Source organism: Neobacillus sp. C211 (assembly GCF_051842875.1).
Lineage (GTDB): Bacteria > Bacillota > Bacilli > Bacillales > Cytobacillaceae > Neobacillus.
Genome location: NZ_JBPXRO010000004.1, coordinates 272,527 through 289,467 on the forward strand (window position 1 = coordinate 272,527; position 16,941 = coordinate 289,467).

The window sequence follows — 16,941 nt, forward strand, 5'->3', positions numbered from 1 at the left end:
TTGATAGAACCTTTTCATGGGCCCATTATTCCATGAAAAGGTTCTTATCCAAAAAATATAGTTTAAAAGATTAATAGAAAGGAGTGGATTTCATGAGAATGAAAAATGGGGCATTATCGACCATGTTTTTCTTTCCTGCAGGTATCTTTATGTTGGTGTTTCTAGTCTATCCAATATTACTTTTATTCAGAGATAGTTTTTATAAGATAGATTTAATAAATCCTTCATTAAGAGAATTTGTCGGCTTTGCTAACTATACAAGCTCGTTGACTTCCTCACGATTTTTAAAAGCACTTTGGAACACAGTGGTTTATATAGGAGTAGCGGTGTGTATCGAGTTTATCTTAGGTCTGATCCTTGCATTACTCCTAAGTAATGCTTTCAAAGGAAGCCAATTTATTCGGACACTATTGTTAAGCCCGCTAATGTTAGCACCTTTAGTAACAGGATTAATTTGGAAATTCATGCTTAATGATCAATTCGGCATCATCAACTGGGGGCTTTATAAACTAGGACTCCTCTCTGACCCACATCAAATACTCTGGTTATCCGACTCCCGTTTTGCACTTTATTCTACGATTATTGCAGATATTTGGTTAACAACACCTTTCATAATGCTCGTATTATTAGCAGGTATTAAAGGAATCCCCATTAGTTTATATGAATCTGCTGAAATAGATGGGGCTAATAAATGGCATAAGTTTCGTTACATTACGTTTCCTTCGCTTATTCCGGTAGCAACAGTAGCATTACTAATTCGTATTATTGATGCTGCAAGAACCTTTGATATTGTTTGGGTGCTTACACAAGGGGGACCAGGTTTTTCTTCTGAAGTGCTAAGTACATATATGTATAAGACATTAACTCGTTATGGAGAAGTCGGGCAGTCTAGTGCAATGGCGGTAATCTTTATAATCATTTTATTAATCCTAAGTTCTTTCTTCATTACAAAAATGTGGTCTCCTAGGAAAAGACATGGATAAAGATAAGAGAGGTGAAAGATAGAATGGCCCATATGCCAATAAAAGAAACAATGGTAGGAAAACCGGTTTGGATCACTAATTTTTATTATAAACATAAAATATGGACGATGATTATATTTTTGGTCACATGTTTGCTGGCTTTATTATTCTTAGGTCCGTATATCTATCTATTGTTAACGTCCTTAAAACCATCCGCCGAGGCAGTTACTGCACCACCGAGGTTATGGCCTTCGAAATTTTCGCTAGAAAATTATAAAAACATGCTAAATACCTTACCTATAGGGAAATATTTTTTGAATAGCTTAATTACTGCAGGCGCTAGTACCATTTTAAGTGTATTTTTTGGTGCAATGGCTGCGTATGGAATCTCCAGGTTCTCTTCCATTACTGGAAATTACTTTTTGTTATTTACCTTAGTGATAAGAATGGTACCAATGATTAGTATTGCTATACCGATGTATATGATTATAAAAAGTATGGGCTTAATTGATACCCATTTGGCCTTAATATTGGTGTATACCAGCTTGAATGTACCGTTTGCCATTTGGTTATTAATCGGGTTTTTTGACTCGGTTCCTAAAGAATTTGATGAAGCGGCTAGGGTGGATGGATGCAGCTGGATCGGTTCCTTTATACGCATTATTCTTCCTGTTTCACTCCCTGGACTGGCCACAACAGCTATCTTTACCTTTATGTTGGCATGGAATGATTTCTTGTTCTCGTTACTTATGACCAGTACGAAAGCAAAAACGGCTACAGTAGGAATTTCAGAATTTTTAACAGCTTATAATCTTGATCTAGGGCCAATGACAGCTGCTGCCATCTCATTTAGTCTACCTGTAATGATATTTTCCTTTTTCGTTCAACGTTACATTGTAAGCGGTATGACATTAGGAGCTGTTAAAGAATAACTTTTTTTATAATCGATAGTGGAATTCATATTCAAAGCTTAAAATTTTTTAGACTGGAGCGGGTGATGCTTTCTTAGGAGGGATTATTCATAAATTAATAGAATATAATGTATATCCTTCCTATTTGAAGTTTATTGAGGTGGTTGAAATGGAAAAGTTTGCTAATGCTGTTGCTTCCATATCTGTCACAAGAAAAGGAGGTATTCCTAGCATGCCTAAACTAATGAGACTTATCGACTCTCCAATCAAGCGTAAAATTATCTTATTAGCTTTGTTTTCAGCTCTTATACCTTTACTTGTTATTGGTCCTTTTACGTTCATTTATTTTAATAAAGTAATAGAAAATAAAGTATCTACAACCATTAATAACTTTTTAAATATTGTCGATTGGAATATAAATGCATTTGTAAGCAATGTAGAAAATGTATCTAATGGCATCTTTCTCTCAAATGAAATTCATGCATATTTAACTTATAAAAAAACAGATCCAAAGTTATACAGATTAGAGACTTCATCCCTAGAAAACCTAAATAATATAACGGTAGTAAACAATCCTTTTATTAATGCCATTTATGTTGGTAATGAAAATCACGGCTTTTTGAAAATAAACCGTGGGGAACGGAATATTAAAAATAACATCTATCAAACAATAAAAAAGTCCAATATCTATCCGCATTTGATTAATGGCCAATGGCAAGGTGAATGGTTAAATGGTAGTGATTTAAAACTTGTTAAAGATAGTAACCATTCTTTACTTTATGGTAGAAATATTAGAGACCTTGGAACGAAGGAACAAATGGGGTTAGTACTTATAGATCTTGATCAATCTTATTTCGAGAATATGTTTAAAAATAGTAATCCTCCTGGAGATATTTTGGTGTTAGATGGGGATAAAATTTTGTTCTCGAGTAGTGATCATAGTTTCTCTCCCTCTCAGGTAGCTAAAATAATTCAAGGGCGTGGTATAAGCGGGACAATTAAAAAAGTGATGAATGGAACGCAATATTTCTTTAACTATCATACAAACAAGAAAACCAATTGGGATGTTGTAAGTATTATCCCATATAAAAATATTGTTCGTGAGGTAAATCAACTTCGAATAATAACGATCACTTTATTAGTGTTAGCGCTCATATTGTCCTTGATCATAGCCTTATTTATAACTAGGAGAATTACAAAACAGTTAAGTTTGCTGCGAATGGTTACTGAAAAAATGGAAAAGAGAGAGACTGTAGTAGGTATTCATTTTAATAATGAGGATGAAATTGGACAAATTGGGAACCGAATTGTTCACCTTTATAACTGGAATAATGATTTAACCAAAAGGTTATATAAATCACAAATTAAGGAAAAAGAAGCAGAGCTATTAGCCCTGCAAAGCCACATTAATCCGCATTTTTTATATAATACTTTGAACACTATTTTTTGGATGGCGGAGAAGTTAAAAGCGAAGCAGATTGCAAAAATTGCAATTAATTTGTCAAAAATCTTTAAACTTACATTAAATGATGGAAATCATATTACCTTTGTTAAAAATGAAATGGAACAAGTTAAAAGTTATCTGGATATCCAAAATATTCGTTTCGACCATAAAATCATCTATACATTTAATATCGAACCTGAAATCATGGAAGAAAAAATCATTAAATTGCTGTTACAGCCCATTGTAGAAAACTCTGTCTACCATGGTTTAGAACAACAGGAAAGAGGAACCATCATGATTGAAGGCTATAAACAGCATGACGGTTTAGTTTTTAAGATTAGTGATACCGGAGAAGGTTTTGACATGAACGAGGTGGATATTAACACAAAGGGTTATGCTTTGAAAAATATAAATGAACGATTGAAACTTTTTTATGGAAAAGAATATGGATTAAAGATCGAGAGTGAAATAGGAAAGGGAACGACCGTTTATCTTAAGATTGGCCTGAATAATGACGGAATCATCCATGACAATTTTTAAGGGGTTTTCTATTATGTATAAACTTTTAATTGTTGATGATGAAAAAATTGTAATTGAAGGCTTGAAATCTGCAACTGACTGGAAGGAACATCACATTGAAATTGTAGGATCGGCCTCTGACGGAGAAGAAGCCTTTAAAGAAATTATTAACAAAAAGCCTGACATTGTTTTAGCCGATATAAGAATTCCAAAAATGAATGGATTGGATTTAATAAAAGAAACAAAGAATCTTAATCTAGAAACTGTTTTTATCATAATTAGTGGGTATTCAAAATTTGATTACGCCAAAAGGGCCATTCAACTCGAGGCAATTGACTATCTGGTCAAACCAATTGAGGTGGATGAAATTGTTTGTTCTATTAAAAAAGCCATTTTAAAACTTGAAAAAATAAAAAATGAAAAACAAACAACTGAACGGATTAATGAATATCAAATTGCATTAGAAGAAAAGCGTGTTCTTGATTACATCTTAGGACATAGATTTGTTGACCCTGAAATAGACCAAAAATTAAATCGTTTTTCTTTTTTAAACATCGGATTGAAAGGGTTTACATGGGATGATTCAAAAGAGACTGAAAAACTTCAGGTCCCATTAGGTTGTATGAAAAATCTATTGGAAAACAGGGGAATTGAGAGTTTCATTTATACGATTGATAGTCAAATTGTAATCATGTTTTCCAATTCCAGTTTAGAGATTAGGAATGACTTGGTTCATGATCTTGTGTCATTGATTTTTCATGATATCAAATTAAAACCGATTGTTGGAATCAGCAATGTATATGAAAATATTTCGGAAATAAAGAAAGCATACAGTGAGGCAACAGAAGCATTGAAAAATGGGATTTTTTCAAACCAGTTAATAACATATTATAAAGAATTAGAAACTTTTAATCATTCATTTGGAAACAGTATTATCGAAGAAATTAATCAATTTTTTAATGAAAAAAACCCAAATCTTCTTAGCAGAATGAATCTTTTCATGGCCAAAGTTTTTCTCGATTGTAAAAAGAGTAACCTGTCCCCGGAAAAATCAAAATATGTATGTTTTAAAATAGTTAATCATTTTTTGGAATATATTGAAAGTGAATATGAAGTAAATAAAAGTGGTGGCGAAAGATATTTATTATACGAAGAGTTAAATCTATTACAGTCTTTGGAAGAAATCAGAGATTGGCTTGAACAATTTATTGATCAATCAACTGAATTTTTAAAGGAGAACCACGTGTCCTATAATGAAAAACTAATCTTCGACTTAAAAAGTTTCATAAATACTAATTATAAGGAACCCATCGTTTTAGATGACTTAGGTAAGTTGTTCCATAAGAACCCTGCGTACCTGTGCAGTTTGTTTTCTAAGGCAGTTGGTAACACCATCTTTGAATATATTACAAATGTTAGATTGAATAATGCCAAGAAATTACTAAGAAGCTCAAATTTAAAAGTATCAGAAATTTGTAAACAAGTAGGCTACGAAAATCAAAAATACTTTAATCAAGTATTCAAGAAAAATATTGGAACAACCCCAGGTTTCTACCGTTCACAACACATACTAAAGTAAATGTTGGTGGAGTGTTATTTGTGGAGTCCACCTATGAATGTGCGTAATTGTAAATAATTCAATAAAGCCATCGGAGGCGAAGGGAAAATGAATCGACGAAAGAAGAGATTACGAAACATCTTCACAAAAATGGCAGCAAGACTTATTTTTTAGTGAATTTTCCTTCTTTGTTCATAAGAACCAATTGAAAAGAATAAACATCAAAATAGTGTGGGTATTTTTTTCTAGGAGGAATAAACATGAATGATGTCCTTGAAAGAACAGCAAAATTTGAACACCGTTTTTGGCTCCAGATATTAGGTGATCATTCGAGGTTTATTTTCGAAGCTCTTGCACCTGTTCAAAAAGAGGAAATTGAGAAGGCATCATCTTTTATCCGAGTTTTTGACAAACTTCTGGAGCGTGCAAATTCCTCAGATTTAGTGCCATTAACAATTGAAGCTGAAACAGAGGTTATAAGATTACGTAAATTTAAATTGGACTTATTAAGTAAACATCTGATAGGGAAAATAAAAATTCACCTTTCGCCAACCTTTATTAATCATATGGTCAATGAATTAGAGGAATACTTAAGAATTTTAATACACCTAAAAGCAGGGGAAGCCCCTCCTGTTTACCATGAACTACATCATCATCTTTTATGGTTATTAGATGCTGCAGGTCATTCAGAGGCAATTTCCTCTAATTTAGATAGTGTTGAAAAGAAACTCATTGAGAAAAGTAATACATTTAGGAAGAGTTTTGAAGATTTTTACTTGAAATCAGTTGAACTAGCAGGATATTTAAGAACTAATCTGACTTCGTTCCCTGCTTTATCAAAAATGAATTCAGACAGCCAGTTAGAAATAAAATTATTTCAAAATTTTCTACATGAAATAGAAGAACTCAGACTAAGTAAGCAAGCATTAGGAACATTCGCCCCCCTAATGGCGGATCATATGTATCGTGAAGAATGTTATTATCTTATGAAATTAGCAGAATCGGCAAATCTTGACTCACCCAAATGTGATCCTGCTAAACCTCGACTTAAGGAATAATTCAATGAGAAATAAAAGGGAAACACAACCACAACCAATGATCGGTCAAGCATGGACTGGTAGACATGTGATCTTGCTTCACTGTACAAACAATAATCAATTAATAAATCTTTATAAAAGTTTCCATGCTCCGTTTGAGCCTCCACGTCAAAATTGCGCAGAAACTTTGTCGCAATTACTGAGTATCGGATATCGTGTTATGGCGATTACGCCCATCTCAGCAAATCATATTCAATATTTTTTGGTACTAGGAGATTAAAGATGCAGAACCAACGATTGCGATAAAAATGAACCCAATCTTTTGCAGTGGGTTCATTTTTTGTTTCTCCATTAATCTAGATTCTCTGAAATTAATTATTGACAAAGTGATTGAATACTACTAAAATTAGAAATTATTTAACAATAATTTAGTTTGTGAGATAAGATGTAAAAATGCATAACTTTTTTTAGCTGGGGATTTTGAACCATTTGTTCTTCAACATAAATTACATACTAAGCAAGCTATGATTGCTATGGATCAAACTATAGCAGGAGCAGCTTCTGGAGAGACCGCAGGAAATCTGCGGCGCCGAAGGGTTCACAATCTCAGGCAAAAGGACAGAAGAGTACGAGTTTTATTTGTTATTCTGACAAAAGAGTAATGGATATTATTTGTTATTCTTATGACCGATGAGATTGGAGAAATTCCAATCTCTTTTTTCATGGAGTTTAACACTTTGTTCATATCTTCACAAAGTGAACAAAGGAAATTATTACTAATGAGGGGGCAAATGAAGTGGCACAACAAGAATTAAAACGAGATTTAAAAAATCGGCACGTACAACTGATTGCGATTGGAGGTACGATTGGTACAGGTTTATTCCTAGGTTCAGGAAAAGCCATTCAGTTAGCAGGTCCATCTATCATTTTTGCCTACTTAATCGTGGGAATCGCATGTTTTTTTGTAATGAGGGCATTAGGAGAGCTTCTTTTATCAAATAAGGGCTATCAATCATTTACGGACTTCGCCGAGGATTATATTGGACCTTGGGCTGGTTATGTAACTGGATGGACGTATTGGTTTTGTTGGATTATGACAGCAATGGCTGATATTATTGCTGTTGGTGTATATGTGCAATATTGGTTCGATATCCCACAATGGGTACCTGCAATAGTCTGTTTAATTCTATTATTGGGACTAAATTTATTAACAGTAAAGCTATTTGGGGAATTAGAGTTTTGGTTTGCTTTAATCAAAGTGATCACCATTCTTGCTTTAATCATCATAGGAGTCATTTTGTTAATTATTGGATTTCAAACAGATTCAGGAACGGTTACAGTAAAAAATCTATGGAGCCATGGTGGTCTTTTCCCGAATGGAATATCAGGTTTCTTACTTTCTTTTCAAATGGTTGTATTTGCATTTGTAGGTGTTGAATTAGTAGGTGTATCAGCAGCCGAAACATCCAATCCACAAAAAAATATCCCATCTGCAATAAATAAAATACCTTTAAGAATACTGTTTTTCTATGTGGGAGCACTTATTATCCTTTTATGCATCAATCCATGGACGCAACTGAATACAGCAAACAGTCCTTTTGTAAAAACGTTTAGTTTAGTTGGTATTCCGATTGCTGCAGGAATTATTAATTTTGTCGTCTTAACATCAGCTGCGTCTGCCTGTAACAGTGGATTGTTTTCAACGAGCCGTATATTATTTAATTTAAGTAATCATCAACAGGGACCAGCGAATTTTGCTAAATTAAATAAAAATCATGTACCGAGTAACGCATTATTTATATCTGCACTTGTTCTATCCGTCGGAGCTCTTTTAAGTAAGCTGATTCCAGGACAAGCATTTGGGATCGTGACAACGATCAGTGCAATTTGTTTTATTTGGGTCTGGAGCATTATCTTAATTTGTCATCTGCGATATAAGAAATCACGCCCAGATTTACATGAAAAGTCGATTTTTAAAGCACCGTTTACACCATTTATTAATTATCTTGTTCTCACGTTATTTGCATTTATTCTCATTATTATGCTATTTGCAGAATCAACTCGTGTCGCTTTATTAATGACACCATTATGGTTCATTCTTTTATTCATAGTGTATTCATTTAAAAGGACAAAGGGAAAAATAATAGAATATCTGCGCTAGAGAGGCCAAGAAGGCAAAAGTAAACTTATTAGTTTGAAAAAAAGAAAAGATAATCAAGATCAAATCATTACTTTATCTAAAGCAGTGTGAATTGACTCTTATAGCTTCTTCATAAAATAATAAAATCTACACTAAATTGAGGCTACAAACCAAATTGGATTTGTGCCTTCTTTTTATGGAGATTGTTCGCTAATTTTTCCTGATTCTTTAATTCTAAGGTCTCTTTTTCGTGATAAATAGTATTGTTGGTGTCATTATAACGTCCCCAAACATACACTCTTCTTAAAGATGGGTTGGAAATTAGACGTTGAGGAGAGGACAAATTGAAATTCGAGATGCAAAAAGCGAATATGTTGGCTGAAAATATCAAGGGTTTTATAAAATATGTTCAGAAAAGCCATGAAAATAAAAACAGCTTTAGGTATAATCCGGATAAATTGTTTCAAATAAAACTCCTAATTGAGGAGTTTAAGTTTCAAATAATAGCAGATGAACTTTTAAGAATCAATAAGTTTTCTTGGGATGAAAAGTACACGTATTATTTAGTTGATCAATTTATAGAAGGAATCGAGATTATTGATGAATACATCCATAATAACTACAATGATTTATTTCTCTTAACGGCTAGAGTTTACACATTAAAGGATCTCAGTCAATCATTTAGCAGGCAGGGAAAACTGTATCATTGGTCCTAAGACCTCCTTTTTTAACTAAGGCATTGGTATTAATAAAGCCAATGCCTTTTCATTTCGTCAAATAGGAATTAAATACGGAACCTACAAAGTAACCATACCTGCACAAAATACAGGAACAAAAGTGAAGGGTATATTGTATATACTATTATTATTTGATTATAAGAATTTTCAGGAAATAGGTTGACACCCTCTGACAAACCATGATATAAACACAATAAGAAAATTTAGTACTTAAATGCATAAAAGTATGAAATAATAATGAGAAAAGCAGAATAAACAGGGGGAAATGACGATCATGGAAACTCGTAGTAAAATTTTAGACTGTACCATTCGTGATGGAGGATTAGTTAACAATTGGGATTTCAGTGTCGAATTTGTTCAAGACTTGTATAACGGCCTAAGTGAAGCTGGAGTTGAATACATGGAGATTGGCTACAAAAATTCTCCAAAGCTTCTTAAAGCGACTGAGCCCAATCCATGGCGATTTCTTGACGATAACTTCCTGAAAGAAATTATCCCTGTCAAAAAGTTCACGAAGCTATCGGCTTTAGTTGATATTGGCCGTGTAGATCCCAATGATATTCTACCCCGTGAACAAAGTGTTTTAGATATGATTCGAGTAGCGTGCTATATCCGTGAAGTAGATAAAGGCTTAGAACTTGTCCAAATGTTCCATGATTTGGGATATGAGACGTCACTGAACATTATGGCATTATCAAGTGTTCCTGAACAACAGCTGATTAAAGCTTTTGAATTGGTGAAGGAAAGCCCTGTAGATGTGGTCTATATCGTTGATTCCTTTGGAAGCTTAGACCCTGTAGATATCGAGCACCAAGTGAAAAAGTTCAAAGCGTTGATCCCTAACAAACAGCTTGGAATTCACACACATAACAATATGCAGTTAGCTTTTGCCAATACATTAACTGCGATGCGAAATGGGGTTACATATCTCGATTCGTCTGTATATGGCATGGGTCGGGCAGCAGGTAACTGTAACACAGAACTTCTTGTTAGCTACATCCAAAAATCAAGCTATGAGATTAAGCCGGTTCTTGGAGTCATTGAGAAGCACATGCTCGAAATGCGTGAAAAGTGGGAGTGGGGCTATATCATTCCTTATATGATTTCAGGTGTTCTTAATGAACATCCACGTGTTGCCATGGCTTACCGTGATAGCGCTGACCGCGATCAATTCGTGGATTTTTATGACAAGGTAACATCACCTGAAAGTACAGTGGCTACAACTTTAAAATAGGTTAAATTGCTTAAAGCACCTCTATATTTGAGGTGTTTTTTTATTAATTAAAATGGCTGTGTTAAAGGTCATTGTTGATTTTTATAGCCAAGTTGATTGGAGCGGAAAGCGAAGCGCCTGGAGCGGACATCAACAGCCAAGTTAAAAAAGAAAAGATTAATGAAGGTATTATTTACTATGCGCGGAATTATAATATGAAAGGAAATATTATACTTTTTGAGTCTAAAGATGTTATTTTATGATTATAAATAAATATATTTTGATAGTTTTTAAAGAAAAACGCTTGGATTTATCATCTCGGTTTGAATTATATTGCAAAACATATATAAGACAACCTTAAGAAGAGGTAATGTACAGTATGGATGAGGAGTTAATAAAAAATGCCGATGCATGTTATCAGCTAGCTGAGCAGAAGGCTGCACATTATTTTAAATCACTTAATAAACAGGTCATGCAAAAGACTTTTGTTCCTGTCCTAACAAAAGATATTCAATCTTGGAAACACAACCATATTCATCATCATTCAATCCTATCCTTTTTTTCACGTGGAAAAGGAAAACCTAATACTCAAGGGTATAACAAATATATCCAATGGCTCGATTACACCGGCAAACTTGATAATTACTTGGATCGCAGTATTTCCTATATTTTCATGCGGGACCTAGGCAAAGCCTTGGACTCAGCTGAGACACAGACCAGGATACGGCGTGTAGTTAACAGTTTAAAAAATAACCTGACACAGTCTTTTGCTACAAACAGCGGAGTCAAAACTGAGACGTTTAGCATGGCCGGGTTGTATCGAATCGCCCAGAAGGAAGGCATCGAGTCCACGATGATCTGGTTACTAAACAAATTAAAGACTGTATCATCCAATATTCCAATGGGAATGGATGCTGAGAATGCTCAGCGAAAGCTCATTAAAATTATTGCTGGGGTAATTATGCATGAGGTGGAAGAGTTGGGCGATGAGGTATCGCCTGAAGAAAGAAGGCAGAAACTTGATGATGCTATTAGGCTAGGCTATTGCTATGGTTTGACCTATCCATTTATTGACGATCTTCTCGATGCCAAAGTCTTATCTGCCAATGAGGAAAAACAATATTCCGATTTAATTCGTACCACCCTTATCACAGGAACTGTGCCGGAATTGGGTGAGTGGACGGGGAATAACGTAAACCTGATCCGATTTATTCATTCAGAACTCCGCGATGCCTTTGAGTATATTAAATCTCATTTGCGTCCAGACACCAGCAAAAAATTTTTCGAGCAGGCCTATGTGTTTTTCAATTCACAGGAAGTGGACCGTGTAAAGGATCTATCCAACGCAAATTATACGAATGAAGAGTTATACATTCCGGTCATTTTAAAATCCTCTTCTTCCCGATTGATTGTCCGCTCAGTTATTAGTGCTCCGGAGGATGAAGGCTTTGACACCCGAACATTCTTTTATGGCATATACAACCAGCTTGCGGATGATTTTGCAGATATGTATGAAGACTTGAAGGAGGGCAGGGTAACCCCCTATACCTATTATCTGAAATATCATGATAAGCGAATCGATCTTATCAATCCCTTTGAATTATACTGGACGGTCATCTCCAATTTGATCCATAAGGTGTATCACTCAGATAGCAAGGCCTGTGAGGTGATTCTCGATCGTGCAATAAACGGCCTGAAGCGATTTAAAGAACGAATGGGAACTGAAAAATACAACGAAGTTATGAAACTATTTTTTTCAGGAAATCCAAAATTTAATCGTGTGATTCAAAATATGGTTCGGAAAGCTGATGATGTCGATTTCTTTGATAAACTACTTCGTGACCATATGATTACCACTCTGAAAAATGAACGGAAAGAGCGGGAAGGGTTTTTAGACATTGTTGAAACTGTTCGTAAGGAGATCAACCACATCTTAAAAATCCCTAAAATCGAAGAAGTTGAGCAAATAATTGATGCTGCCAATTACAGTCTGGAAGGTGACGGGAAGCGATTGAGACCAATAATGACCTGGGTCATGGGCGTTAACGAATTTGGACTTAATCAATCTGCAATCGTGCCACTACTGAAATCATTGGAATATATGCATACCGCATCCTTAATCTTCGATGATTTGCCATCACAGGATAATTCTTTAACCCGTCGGGGCCGTCCAGCGCTACACTCGGTTTATAACATTGCCATCGCAGAATTAACTGGACTGTTTCTTACCCAAAAGGCTATTGAGGAACAAGCCTCTCTTGACCAATTCGATTCGAAAGCGGTGCTTAACTTGATCCAATACTCAGCTCAAATGACAGCGGTTATGTGTAAGGGACAGGCGATGGATTTGGATTCTAAAGGGAAACAATTGACACTGGAACAATTGAATTTGATGTGTTTTTATAAAACCGGAATAGCATTTGAAGCTTCCCTGATCATGCCTGCAATCCTTGCTCATGCAAAGGAGTACGAAATGGATGCTTTGAAAAAATTCGCCCAACATGCTGGTATTGCGTTTCAGATAAAAGATGACTTGCTTGATGTGGAAGGAGATCAGATCTTACTCGGAAAACCGATTGGCAAAGATGCTGAAAACAACAGCTCTACTTTTGTGTCAATCCTAGGTCAGGATGGTGCTAGAAAAGAGATGTGGGAACAGTACTGTCTAGCGATGGAAGCGTTGCAAGAGATGCCACGCAATATCACTTTTCTGAAGCATTTATTAAATTATATAGTTAACCGCGACCATTAATAGTTTGTCATATTGTTATATTTAGAAGATGTTTAAACCATTGTTTGTTTGACTTGACGTTTTGTCCTGGCAAATGCAATAAAATCACAAAGTTCCTCTTCAGTTAATGGTATATCATCGAGATAAATTAAACTGTTACCCGACTGTAAAATGCTGTTTAATTCAACCTGTATTTTTTCTTCGTCGACCCGATTTAAGAGAAAATCAACTGATGTATCAAATAGTTCGGCCATTTGAGATAAAGCATGTAAAGAAGGCTCTCTATACCCTGATTCATAGCCTGCATAGGTACTTTTGGCAATGCCCAGCTGATCGGCTGTTTCCTGCATTGACCACTTTTTAAGTTTTCTAAGGTTTACTAATCGTTTTAACACTCTCGTTCCCTTCCCCCATGTTTGTTTGCTTGATTATATCATAGAAAAAATCGATTAAAAAGAAATATATACGCGATATGAAAACAATGATTGATTTTATTATCATAATAGCTTTATAATCAGTTATATTCATTCGCAAAACGCGTACGGGCAGAAATAAAAGTAAAGCGGGGGATAAGGATGAAAAAAATATTATTACTTGCAACAGGGGGAACAATCGCATCGGTGGAGGGCAATGAAGGTCTAGTTCCTGGAATGTCTCCTGATGAATTACTCCGATATTGCCTGAATGTATCTGAATCTATAGAGGTAACGTGCAAAATTCTTATGAATAGAGATAGTACAAATATGCAACCAGAACATTGGGTTATGATGGCAAATGCAATAGCCGATAATTACACTATGTATGATGGATTTGTCATTACTCATGGCACTGATACACTAGCTTATACTTCCTCAGGATTATCCTATATGCTGCAGGGGTTACAAAAACCTGTTGTGGTAACTGGATCCCAAGTTCCAATTAGCTTTAGTCGAACCGATGCCGTAAAAAATGTTGCTGATTCGATTCGATTTGCTTGTGAAGATATTGGTGGGGTTTTTGTTGTCTTTGATGGACGAGTTATAATTGGAACCCGTGCAGTCAAAATTAGAACGAAAAGTTATGACGCTTTTGAAAGTATTAACCATCCTTATGTTGCATATATAACTGGGGACAATGTTAATTACTATTTCAAACCGGAGAAGATGCATCAAGAATTAAGTGTAGATACATGTATTTCTCCTGATGTATTTGTTTTAAAATTGTTTCCAGGGACGAAGCCTGAAGTATTTGACTTTGTGAAAACTTGCTATCGAGGCGTCATTATTGAAAGTTTTGGTAATGGGGGACTTCCATTTGAGGACCGTAACTTATTACCTAAGATTAAAGAATTAACTGAGGCTGGTATAACCGTTATCATTACTACTCAATGCTTAGAGGAAGGGGAAGACCTTTATCTCTATGAGGTTGGAAGGAAGGCAGCACAATATAATGTCACACTATCAGGTGATATGAACACCGAAGCTATTGTTTCTAAGCTTATGTGGGCGCTTGGAAAAACAAATGATTGTAAAGAAGTAAAGAGGATTATGGAAACTCCTATTTCCTGGGATTTAACAACTGATAACGAAAAATAGAATGAAGACCGTTTAATTATTTGAACGGTCTCATTGCTACGAATGGCTGTTTGTATGAATCAATTACGTCCTTTTATTAGAATAAACATCTCCAAAAAACAACTAGGAAATTGGTACTGAAAGTGTCCTTGCTCACTCAAATTCTATTCTCTAGTGGACTTCTATTATAGTCTTTTTTATCCATTCACTTTATATATTTACTCCTATAGTATAAATAATAAATGCAAGGAAAGAAGGAAGATCGTGAACACGGATCAAGCTTTTGATTTGTTAATGGAAGCAGGAGTCACAGAAGATACTAGTATTCAAACGGTTAGACGGTGGCTCCGTGAAAGAAAGATTAACTACGAGGGAACAGGACAACGGGATTCAGGATACATAATTGAGAATTCAGATCAAGTTTTTAACATGTTAAAGGATGCAGGTGTAACCGATAGCATCGCATTTCAAATTGTTCGTCGCTTGCTGCGTGAAGGTAAGATTCAAACCGTGGGGACTGGAAATCGGAAAACAAATAACCAGCAAAATGAAATTGATTCAAAGCAATTAATAATTAGTCCGTCAGATCAAGAAAAGGTCGTCCACCAATTGAAAATAAGAATAAAAGCACAGGATGAACATATAAAAGGGATTGAACATCTACATAAGACGTCTGTAACCAATTTAATTAAGCAAAGAGATATTTTAAATAAAGAAATTGCCAACCTAAAGAATGAGAAAAGTGAATTACAAAAGGAAACCAAGAAATTACTTAAAGAAAATATTGATTTAACTAATGAATTGTTAAAATTAAAAGAAGAACTTTTTAAAGGAAACAAAAGAAGTACTGATAAGACAAATGACGTTCCCCCTTCTTCACCTAACACGAATGATTATCGTCAAAAATTAGGTCTTTCAAAAATGGCGAGCGATAAAGAAGTTTTAACCAGATATAAAAAATTATTAAAAATAACTCACCCAGATCACGGTGGTAATGCAACAGCCTTTCATTTCATTAAAACCGATTATGATTATTTTAGAAATAGTATCAAATTGAAATAGATTGGGTTCGATTGTCAATAACTTCTATTGACGACCGAACCCAATCTTTTTTCATATCTTATGACGCCAATTCCCCTATTGACGACCTTTTTGTCCTTGCTATAAGTTTTAGAAACAAGAAAAATTAAATAAAAAATTTATTAAGAAGGAAGAATGATAAGAGGTCTTTTCGCTCATTAAGTATGATCTAACTAATATTATTAATATTAAAGTAGTTAGCATTTGGGAGGAACATCATGAGGCAAAAGCTTAAGGAAAAAATGCTATGGGTATTCTTGTTTCTAGTAGTTCCCGTCTTAATTTTTGGAAATTTCTTTGCTAGAGCTACAAATAACGAAAACACACACAAACACATAATTACCGTTTATCTGGCCGGAGATTCGACTGTTTCTGATTATTCCATATCGTTAGCACCCAGGGCAGGCTGGGGACAGGTTTTAAATCGGTTTTTCGATGATAAGATTGCCGTAAAAAATGAGGCCTCATCTGGCAGGAGTACAAAAAGTTTTATTGATGAAGGGAGACTCAAATCAATCTTAGATCAGATGGAGAAGGGGGATTATCTGTTTATTCAATTTGGTCATAATGATAAAAAAAAAGAGGATCCAACTCGATATACTGAGCCCTATTCAACCTATAAAAGCTATTTAAAACAATATATTGACGGTGCACGCGCTAAACAAGCCATTCCTGTTCTAGTGACACCTGTGGAACGCCGGCATTTTTCTGAAGATGGAAGTGCACGTGATACTCACGGGGAGTATCCTGCTGCCATGAAGGAACTTGGAATGGAAGAAAATGTACCTGTCATTGACCTTACTGCCAAAAGCAAGGCATTGTTCGAGAAGGTTGGACCAGAAGAAACGAAGAATATTTTCCTTTGGCTTGATGCCGGAGAGAATGTTAACTATCCAGATGGAGTTCAAGATAACACTCATTTCCAGGAGGCTGGTGCTGAGAAGACTGCCCGTCTTGTGCTTGAAGGCATCGAGGAATCAAAGCTAGTACCGCTTTGTAATCACATTTTGAAATAAGGAAGAAAAAAAATTAAGTGAGGAACTATCATGTGATAGT

General features: G+C 35.0%; 13 protein-coding genes, 1 pseudogene and 1 riboswitch. Of the genes and pseudogenes, 13 read left to right on the forward strand and 1 reads right to left on the reverse strand.

Features of this window, described 5'->3' with window-relative positions; genetic code table 11:
* Positions 1-92: 92 nt before the first annotated feature.
* The 10 genes and pseudogenes from ACSU6B_RS06425 to ACSU6B_RS06470 all read left to right on the forward strand — a co-directional run bounded on the left by ACSU6B_RS06425 (position 93) and on the right by ACSU6B_RS06470 (position 13,273).
* The gene (locus ACSU6B_RS06425) at positions 93-983 is read left to right on the forward strand and encodes a carbohydrate ABC transporter permease (protein ID WP_410883708.1); all 891 of its coding nucleotides are present in this window, start codon (positions 93-95) and stop codon (positions 981-983) included.
* 293 nt (positions 984-1,276) lie between these two features.
* Positions 1,277-1,894, forward strand: coding sequence for a carbohydrate ABC transporter permease (locus ACSU6B_RS06430; protein ID WP_251033045.1), 618 nt, complete (start codon positions 1,277-1,279; stop codon positions 1,892-1,894).
* A 64-nt stretch (positions 1,895-1,958) separates the two neighbouring features.
* Positions 1,959-2,102: pseudogene (locus ACSU6B_RS06435) on the forward strand (carbohydrate kinase); the annotation flags it as partial.
* Positions 2,103-2,117: 15 nt separating this feature from the next.
* Positions 2,118-3,857 (forward strand): sensor histidine kinase, encoded by a 1,740-nt coding sequence (locus ACSU6B_RS06440; protein ID WP_410883752.1) that lies wholly within the window; start codon positions 2,118-2,120, stop codon positions 3,855-3,857.
* A 13-nt stretch (positions 3,858-3,870) separates the two neighbouring features.
* Positions 3,871-5,415: a response regulator gene (locus ACSU6B_RS06445; RefSeq protein WP_410883710.1), complete on the forward strand. Its 1,545-nt coding sequence runs from the start codon at positions 3,871-3,873 to the stop codon at positions 5,413-5,415.
* A 239-nt stretch (positions 5,416-5,654) separates the two neighbouring features.
* Positions 5,655-6,452 carry a DUF2935 domain-containing protein gene (locus ACSU6B_RS06450; protein WP_410883712.1) on the forward strand — a complete coding sequence of 266 codons (798 nt, stop codon included), beginning with the start codon at positions 5,655-5,657 and terminating at the stop codon, positions 6,450-6,452.
* 530 nt (positions 6,453-6,982) lie between these two features.
* A riboswitch (glycine riboswitch) is annotated at positions 6,983-7,063 on the forward strand.
* 164 nt (positions 7,064-7,227) lie between these two features.
* The gene (locus tag ACSU6B_RS06455; protein WP_410883714.1) at positions 7,228-8,592 is read left to right on the forward strand and encodes an amino acid permease; all 1,365 of its coding nucleotides are present in this window, start codon (positions 7,228-7,230) and stop codon (positions 8,590-8,592) included.
* A 323-nt stretch (positions 8,593-8,915) separates the two neighbouring features.
* On the forward strand, positions 8,916-9,287 hold the full coding sequence (locus tag ACSU6B_RS06460; RefSeq protein WP_215003404.1) for a hypothetical protein: 372 nt from the start codon (positions 8,916-8,918) through the stop codon (positions 9,285-9,287).
* Positions 9,288-9,582: 295 nt separating this feature from the next.
* Positions 9,583-10,542 carry an aldolase catalytic domain-containing protein gene (locus ACSU6B_RS06465; RefSeq protein ID WP_168243114.1) on the forward strand — a complete coding sequence of 320 codons (960 nt, stop codon included), beginning with the start codon at positions 9,583-9,585 and terminating at the stop codon, positions 10,540-10,542.
* A 349-nt stretch (positions 10,543-10,891) separates the two neighbouring features.
* Positions 10,892-13,273 (forward strand): polyprenyl synthetase family protein, encoded by a 2,382-nt coding sequence (locus ACSU6B_RS06470; RefSeq protein WP_410883716.1) that lies wholly within the window; start codon positions 10,892-10,894, stop codon positions 13,271-13,273.
* Positions 13,274-13,305: 32 nt separating this feature from the next.
* Here ACSU6B_RS06470 and ACSU6B_RS06475 read toward each other — a convergent pair whose 3' ends face one another.
* The gene (locus ACSU6B_RS06475; protein WP_410883718.1) at positions 13,306-13,647 is read right to left on the reverse strand and encodes a helix-turn-helix domain-containing protein; all 342 of its coding nucleotides are present in this window, start codon (positions 13,645-13,647) and stop codon (positions 13,306-13,308) included.
* A 180-nt stretch (positions 13,648-13,827) separates the two neighbouring features.
* Between ACSU6B_RS06475 and ACSU6B_RS06480 the strand changes: the two genes are divergently transcribed.
* From ACSU6B_RS06480 to ACSU6B_RS06490, 3 genes are all read left to right on the forward strand, one after another.
* Positions 13,828-14,826, forward strand: coding sequence for an asparaginase (locus tag ACSU6B_RS06480; RefSeq protein ID WP_410883720.1), 999 nt, complete (start codon positions 13,828-13,830; stop codon positions 14,824-14,826).
* Positions 14,827-15,069: 243 nt separating this feature from the next.
* Positions 15,070-15,867: a hypothetical protein gene (locus ACSU6B_RS06485; protein ID WP_410883723.1), complete on the forward strand. Its 798-nt coding sequence runs from the start codon at positions 15,070-15,072 to the stop codon at positions 15,865-15,867.
* Positions 15,868-16,103: 236 nt separating this feature from the next.
* Complete coding sequence (locus ACSU6B_RS06490) at positions 16,104-16,901, forward strand: rhamnogalacturonan acetylesterase (protein ID WP_410883725.1); 798 nt, start codon at positions 16,104-16,106, stop codon at positions 16,899-16,901.
* Positions 16,902-16,941: the final 40 nt, after the last annotated feature.